Annotated in this window: 7 protein-coding genes and 1 pseudogene; 3 read left to right on the top strand and 5 right to left on the bottom strand. The window is 43.5% G+C overall.

Annotated elements, in window-relative coordinates; genetic code table 11:
• Window positions 1-320 (top strand): response regulator transcription factor (locus tag LC574_RS22030; RefSeq protein WP_229455635.1); only part of this gene is annotated, 320 nt, incomplete at its 5' end.
• Window positions 321-548: 228 nt separating this feature from the next.
• Here LC574_RS22030 and LC574_RS22035 read toward each other — a convergent pair.
• The 4 genes from LC574_RS22035 to devC form a co-directional block, all read right to left on the bottom strand.
• Window positions 549-1,019: a low molecular weight protein-tyrosine-phosphatase gene (locus tag LC574_RS22035; protein ID WP_229455636.1), complete on the bottom strand. Its 471-nt coding sequence runs from the start codon at window positions 1,017-1,019 to the stop codon at window positions 549-551.
• 62 nt (window positions 1,020-1,081) lie between these two features.
• Window positions 1,082-1,429, bottom strand: a complete 348-nt coding sequence (locus tag LC574_RS22040; protein ID WP_100900466.1) for a YbaB/EbfC family nucleoid-associated protein — start codon at window positions 1,427-1,429, stop codon at window positions 1,082-1,084.
• 503 nt (window positions 1,430-1,932) lie between these two features.
• Window positions 1,933-2,631 carry a DevA family ABC transporter ATP-binding protein gene (locus LC574_RS22045; protein ID WP_229455637.1) on the bottom strand — a complete coding sequence of 233 codons (699 nt, stop codon included), beginning with the start codon at window positions 2,629-2,631 and terminating at the stop codon, window positions 1,933-1,935.
• A gap of 98 nt (window positions 2,632-2,729) precedes the next feature.
• Window positions 2,730-3,902 carry an ABC transporter permease DevC gene (gene devC / locus LC574_RS22050; RefSeq protein WP_229455638.1) on the bottom strand — a complete coding sequence of 391 codons (1,173 nt, stop codon included), beginning with the start codon at window positions 3,900-3,902 and terminating at the stop codon, window positions 2,730-2,732.
• Between the two features lie 29 nt (window positions 3,903-3,931).
• Between devC and LC574_RS22055 the strand changes: the two genes are divergently transcribed.
• Entirely contained in the window at window positions 3,932-4,114 is a 183-nt protein-coding gene (locus LC574_RS22055) for a histidine kinase (RefSeq protein ID WP_229455639.1), read from the top strand.
• On the opposite strand, the gene LC574_RS22060 is transcribed toward LC574_RS22055, so the two are convergent.
• Window positions 4,111-5,421 (bottom strand): HlyD family efflux transporter periplasmic adaptor subunit, encoded by a 1,311-nt coding sequence (locus LC574_RS22060; RefSeq protein WP_229455641.1) that lies wholly within the window; start codon window positions 5,419-5,421, stop codon window positions 4,111-4,113. The two genes, LC574_RS22055 and LC574_RS22060, sit on opposite strands and share 4 nt — an antisense overlap.
• Window positions 5,422-5,710: 289 nt before the next feature.
• On the opposite strand from LC574_RS22060, the pseudogene LC574_RS22065 reads away from it, so the two are divergent.
• Window positions 5,711-6,019: pseudogene (locus LC574_RS22065) on the top strand (TetR/AcrR family transcriptional regulator); the annotation flags it as partial.
• Window positions 6,020-6,107: the final 88 nt, after the last annotated feature.

The following is a 6,107-nucleotide window of genomic DNA, read 5'->3' on the forward strand; positions in this document are numbered from 1 at the left end:
GATCGCAAATTATTCAATCGGAGTATCGGTTTTCTCATAAAGAGAGTTTGGGCATTTCCGCCTCGACAAAAGGGGTGGATGCCCATAATTCTTTGTCTACTCAAATTCAGAAATCCCACTTGCACTCATCGCTAACTCATAGAGAACAGGAAGTCTTAGAGTTATTGACTCATGGTCTTTCTAATGCCGAAATGGGTCATCAGCTACACCTGAGTCCTCGCACAGTGGAAAAGTACGTTAGCAGTTTATTGAGAAAAACCTCAACCAGCAACCGAGCAGAATTGGTGCGTTTTGCGATGAAGCATGGTTTGGTGGAATAAAAAAAGTTAGGAGTAGAGACGCGATTAATCGCGTCTGTGTAGGAGTGAGGAATTAAATCAGTGAACAGTCAACAGTTATCAGTTACCGGAGTACAGCGTAGCCTTTGAAACAGTGAACAGTGAACTGATAACTGATATAGTAGGGGACTTAAACCCAATTATTTTAACTGATAACTGATAACTGTTAAAACTCCTAACTCATAACTCCTAACTCCTAACTCATAACTCCTAACTCCTAACTTTTGTAAGCAGACCTTCACAAGCATCGATCAGTAAATCAATAACCCGATTAAATCCCTCTTGACCACCGTAATAGGGATCTGGAACTTCCTTCAGGGTGTGTTGAGAGCAAAACTCGCACATCAAACGCACTTTATGCTGATACTGCTTAGTTTGATCAAGAGCGAGGATGTTCTCATAATTTTCTTGATCCATCGCTAAAATTAAATCAAAGTCTTGAAAGTCTGACTTTTGAAACTGGCGTGCTCGACCACGTAGTTTAATTCCCAACTTTGTAGCAGCCGCAGCACTCATGCGTCTGTCAGGTGGGCTACCAACGTGATAACTAGATGTACCAGCTGAGTCACAGAGTATCTGTTCGCTCAAGCCAGCCTGCTCAATTAGATGATTCATAATGTTTTCTGCCGATGGCGATCGGCAGATGTTACCTAAGCAGACAAATAGCAACTTGTAAACCATAGATATGTTTTGTCAATAGTCAATAGTCATTTGTCCTTTGTCCAATGACCAACGACTAATGACTAAAATCCAGGAAGTTCTAGTCCACTGGTCAATTCTTCCATACGTTCCCGCATTGTTGCTGTGGATTTGTTGTAGGCTTCTTTCATTGCCACTGTCACCAGATCAGAAAGTACTTCTGCACCTTCCCCTAGAGCATCTGGAGAAATTTCTACCCGCTTGGGTTCTTGATTACCACTGACAATCACCTTCACCAGACCACCGCCAGATTCTCCTAGAATCTCCATTTGCTCCAATTCTTCTTGGAGTCGCTTTGCGCCTTCTTGAACTTGCTGCGCTTTCTTAAAAGCGTCAGCCAATTCTTTCATTTTTCCTAAGCCAAAGCCGAATCCTTGTCCTTTACCTGTCATAATTGGTTTTACGCGTATGCGTTGAATAACAAATCAAATTCAATTATAGATGCGGTAAGTAATTTGCCTCTTTTTTTACCAATAATTAATGCGTTATAGAATGGGGAGTGGGGAGTAGGGAGTAGGGAATAAGGAATTAGGCTTTTCGAGTTGTACCGAGCTTTTTCAGAAATCAAATATTAGTCCTATATTACTCATTGCTGTGAAATTAACGCTAACCTCCCTTTTAAAGCTACCGTGTACGTCTCTGTTGAGGCAATTTACGGTTTATTGAATAGCCCAAAGAAACCTCACCCTGGTTTTGCTTGTGCAAAACCTGTCCCTCTCCTTAGTAAGGAGAGGGATGTCCGTCAGGACAGGGTGAGATTTTAAAGACTTTTAGATAATCAGATGACTTATATACACCACCGTAGCTTTTTTAAAGGGGGAACTAGAATCGAATGCCCCCAATTTATCGGGGGTTGGGGGATCTCTTGTGCGTAAAGTTTTAATAAAAAACCAACCTAACCGGCTGTAACAACAGCATCATCATTTACTAACTTGCCATCTTCCATGTAGACGATGCGATCGGCAATATCTAGAATGCGGTTGTCATGAGTAACTAAGAGAATAGTACAATCCTGTTCTTTAGCTAGGCTTTGCATCAGGTTGACCACATCTCGTCCCGATTTACTGTCAAGGGCGGCGGTGGGTTCATCTGCTAAGACAATTTTAGGACGACCGACCAACGCACGAGCGATCGCAACTCTTTGTTTTTGTCCCCCAGATAAATCATCAGGATAATAATTCAGGCGATGCCCTAATCCTACCTCCTCTAACATTTGGGCTGACCGGGTTTTCATTTCTGCTGGGGAAATATTATTATGCACTTCCAAGCCCATTCTGACGTTCTGGAGTACTGTCAGGCTACCGTGCAAGTTGTGCGCTTGAAAAATATAACCGTTACTGCGTCGCGCTTGGGTAAGTTGTGCTTTGTTAGCGCCACACAGTTCTTGTTCCAATATTTGCAAACTACCAGATTGGGCAGAACGCAAGCCGCCGACTAAAGTGAGAAGTGTAGTTTTACCAGAACCAGAAGGCCCAGTCATAATAATAATTTCGCCAGCGTTAATATCGAGGTTGATATCAAAGAGAACTTGCTTGCGGAGTTGACCATGACCAAAATAGTGGTCGAGATTTTTAACAGAGATTACAGGAGGCATACTTAGGAGATTGGGGAGTGGGGAGTGGGGAGTGGTGAGTGGGGAATTGTCAGTTGTTTTTCACTATTCCCTATTCCCTACTCCCTACTCCCCATTTTCTAAAACATATCTGCGGGGTCAGCCGATTGTAATTTACGGGTGGCGATCGCACCAGAAATTACACACATAATTATAGTTAGAGTTAATACCGTCATGGCCCGCGCTACGGTCATGTAAAGTGGCAAATTGGTGGCATTACGAGTTAAATGATAAAGCCCTAAAGGTGCGATCGCTCCGGGAATAAAACCTAAAACTGCCAAAATTATCGCCTCTTCAAACACCACACCTAATAAGTAGAGATTGTCATACCCCATTGCTTTGAAAGTGGCGTATTCTTTTATATGAGAATTAACATCTGTAGAAAGAACTTGATAAACGATAATCACGCCTACCATAAACCCCATTGCTACACCCAGGCTGAAGATAAAGCCGATAGCAGTATTTGTTTTCCAGTAATTTATTTCAAATTCGATAAATTCTGCTTTGGTTAAAACTTTAACATCGTCATCTAAATAAGCTTCTAAAGTTGTTTTCATCTGCTCTGGGTCATAGCCTGGTTGTAGTTGTATTAAACCTAGACTGACACCGCTAGCTTCTCGCCTGGGAAATAGTCGCAAAAAGTTCTGGTCGTTGGTGATTAAAGTACCATCGGCTATGAAGGAAGCCCCGACTGAAAATAAACCGCTAATGGTAATTGTCCGGCGTTCTATTTCGGTTGTGACAGTTTTACCTTGTTCAATTTGGGCGATCGCATCATTATAATCTCCTCTAGAGGCGCGATCGAACAAAACGGTATCTGGTAGCTTAAGAGCATCTATCTGGCGATTCACATCCGCTAAGTTAAACACTTGCTGATCGGGATTGAACCCCATAACTAATATTGTCGTCTTTTGATGTGTTTGGGGATTTTTCCAATCAACAATGTTGATATACATTCCTTCTGCCGACTTTACACCTGGTACATCCATTGCTTGATAGAGCCGTCGCCGCGTAAAGCTAGACATATTTGCTAGGTTACGTGCTTGGGGACTAATGACAAACATATCAGCCTGCATACTGCGATGCAGGATTGTGTTACTTTCAAACAGGGCAGTCTGAAACCCTAGCTGCATGAACATCAGAACATCAGCAAAGGCAATGCCTGATAATGCTACCAAAAGACGGCCTTTTTCATGACTCAGTTGCAGCCATCCTAAAGGCGTTCGCCGCCGCAGTTGTTCGATTAATTTCATAAGAAGGAGTGGGGAGTGGGGAGTGGGGAGTGGGGAGTGAGGGAGATGAGGGAGATGGGGGAGCAGGGGGAGCAGGGGGAGCAGGGGAGGATGAGGGAGATGAGGAAGACAAGGCGAATAACCAATGCCCAATGCCCAATGCCCAATGCCCAATGCCCAATGCCCAATGCCCAATGCCCCATGCCCAATTCCCAATTCCCAATTCCCTTTAAATTTCAATTACCGCCTTGACTTGCAAATTAGTGAAACTAGAAGCATTTTGACTGGATAGTTTATTGAGTTGCACATGCACTTCCACTACTCTGCCATCAATATTGCTAGAGGGATCAGTGTTAATCAGATTTTGCCGCTTTACCTGCATACCAATCCAATCCACTCTTCCTTCTAATTCATTGCGTAGGGAATCACTGCTTACCCGCACATCCTGTCCCGGACGAACTTTCTTGATATCACTTTGGTAGACTTCTACTACTGCATACATCTGGTCGGTTTGACCTATAGCTACAATTCCTTCATTGCCAACAGTTTCTCCGGCTCGTGTATTAATCTCCAAAATTCGACCGGCTTTAGGAGCCACAACGTATGCCTGCGCCAGTTGTACTCTAATTTTATCCGCCGTGGCTTGAGCGCTGTCTACCTCTGCTTGTGCGTTTGCTATATCTGTTGGACGGACTTCAGCAGTTTGATTCAAGTTAGCTTTTGCTTCGTTAATCTGCTGTTGCAAGCTGGCGAGGGTTTGATCCTGGTTGGCTTTTGCTTCGTTAAGCTGCTGTTGTAGGGTAGCTACAGTTCTTGTCTGGGTGGCTTGACTTTCAATTAACGCTTGAGTGGAAGTTTCGGCGCTTAAGCGTCTGCTATCAACTTCCTCGCTAGAAATTGCTCCTGCTTTGTATAAAGTTTCGTAGCGCTGCACGTCAGCTTGAGCATTACGTCTCTCGGCTGCTACGCGAGCCACTGTTGCTTGCAAGCTCCGTTGTTGCCCAAGGAGTTCTGCTTCTATACGATTAATTGTGGCTTGCTGAGTTTTAATGTTTCCTTCCAGTTCTACTTGCAAACGATTCACGGTAGCTTGACGCGCTCCAATTTCTCCCTGTTTGGCTCCAGCTTTTACCTGGTTAAGGCGGGTTTTGGCAACTTGAACTTGTTTTTGTGCTTCAGCTAAACTAGCTTGTAGGCGATCGCGGTTGTCCATAATCGCAATTACCTGCCCAGCTTTGACGCGATCGCCTTCTTTCACCAATAGTTGCTCTACCCGATTTCCTTCACCAGTTGAAGAAGGCGCTGACAGTTTTATTACCTCTCCCTTTGGTTCCAATCGCCCTAATGCTGTTACTGTTTTTACCACAGGCTGAACTGCTACTGGTGTTTTTTGTTTTTCATTAGCTGTAGCCTGGAACTTCATCACAGCATAAACACTGATTCCGCCTATTGCTAAAGATGTAATTATTGCAAGTAGAATAGGCGATCGCAAAAGATTCTGAGAAGACCTTAAACTCTCTGAATTCCTGTTTTGCTCCATACTATTTTCCCCTTCCCACCAGTAGCAACTTGTACTAAACTGTCCAGTTCAATTCATGCTAAACTAAACTGACTAGTTTAGTCAATATGATACAACTAAACTTGTGAATCAATTTGCAAGGGCATTATGCAGAAGAATGCTATTCCTGCCCCCTGCCTCACCTCGACTGCGCTCGGCCACCACCTGCCCCCTGCCTCCTCCAACAAAGGGTATATTTATTTTCGCCATTTTCTACTGGGGCATTTTGCAGCATCTATTAATATTGTTTATAAGAAAGGATGATTAATAAATGGTACGCATCAAAGCTGACGAAGTTGATCGAGACAATTCCGTTGATAAAGTGGAGCAAATTTTGCAAGGGGCAATGCAAGAATTCCTTCAACATGGCTATGCTGGTACAAGCATGGATCGGGTAGCAGTAGCAGCAGGTGTTTCTAAAGCGACAGTCTACAGCCACTTTCAAGATAAAGAAGGACTTTTTAAAGTACTGTTAGAGCAACTGGCAAGCAAAAAGAACAACTCCATTTTTGGCACAGAACCTATTAAGGGAGAACCAGCCGTTATACTGCACCAGGTAGCAACCAAAGCATTAGAAAAGTAAAATGAAAGTTCATTTAATAAACTTCGGCAGGTCTTGTTGTCCCCAGCTTCTAACAAGCCGCAAGTTTTGTGGCGGGGTCTAAATC

The sequence above is a fragment of the Nostoc sp. CHAB 5715 genome (genome assembly GCF_020829685.1).
Lineage (GTDB): Bacteria > Cyanobacteriota > Cyanobacteriia > Cyanobacteriales > Nostocaceae > Nostoc.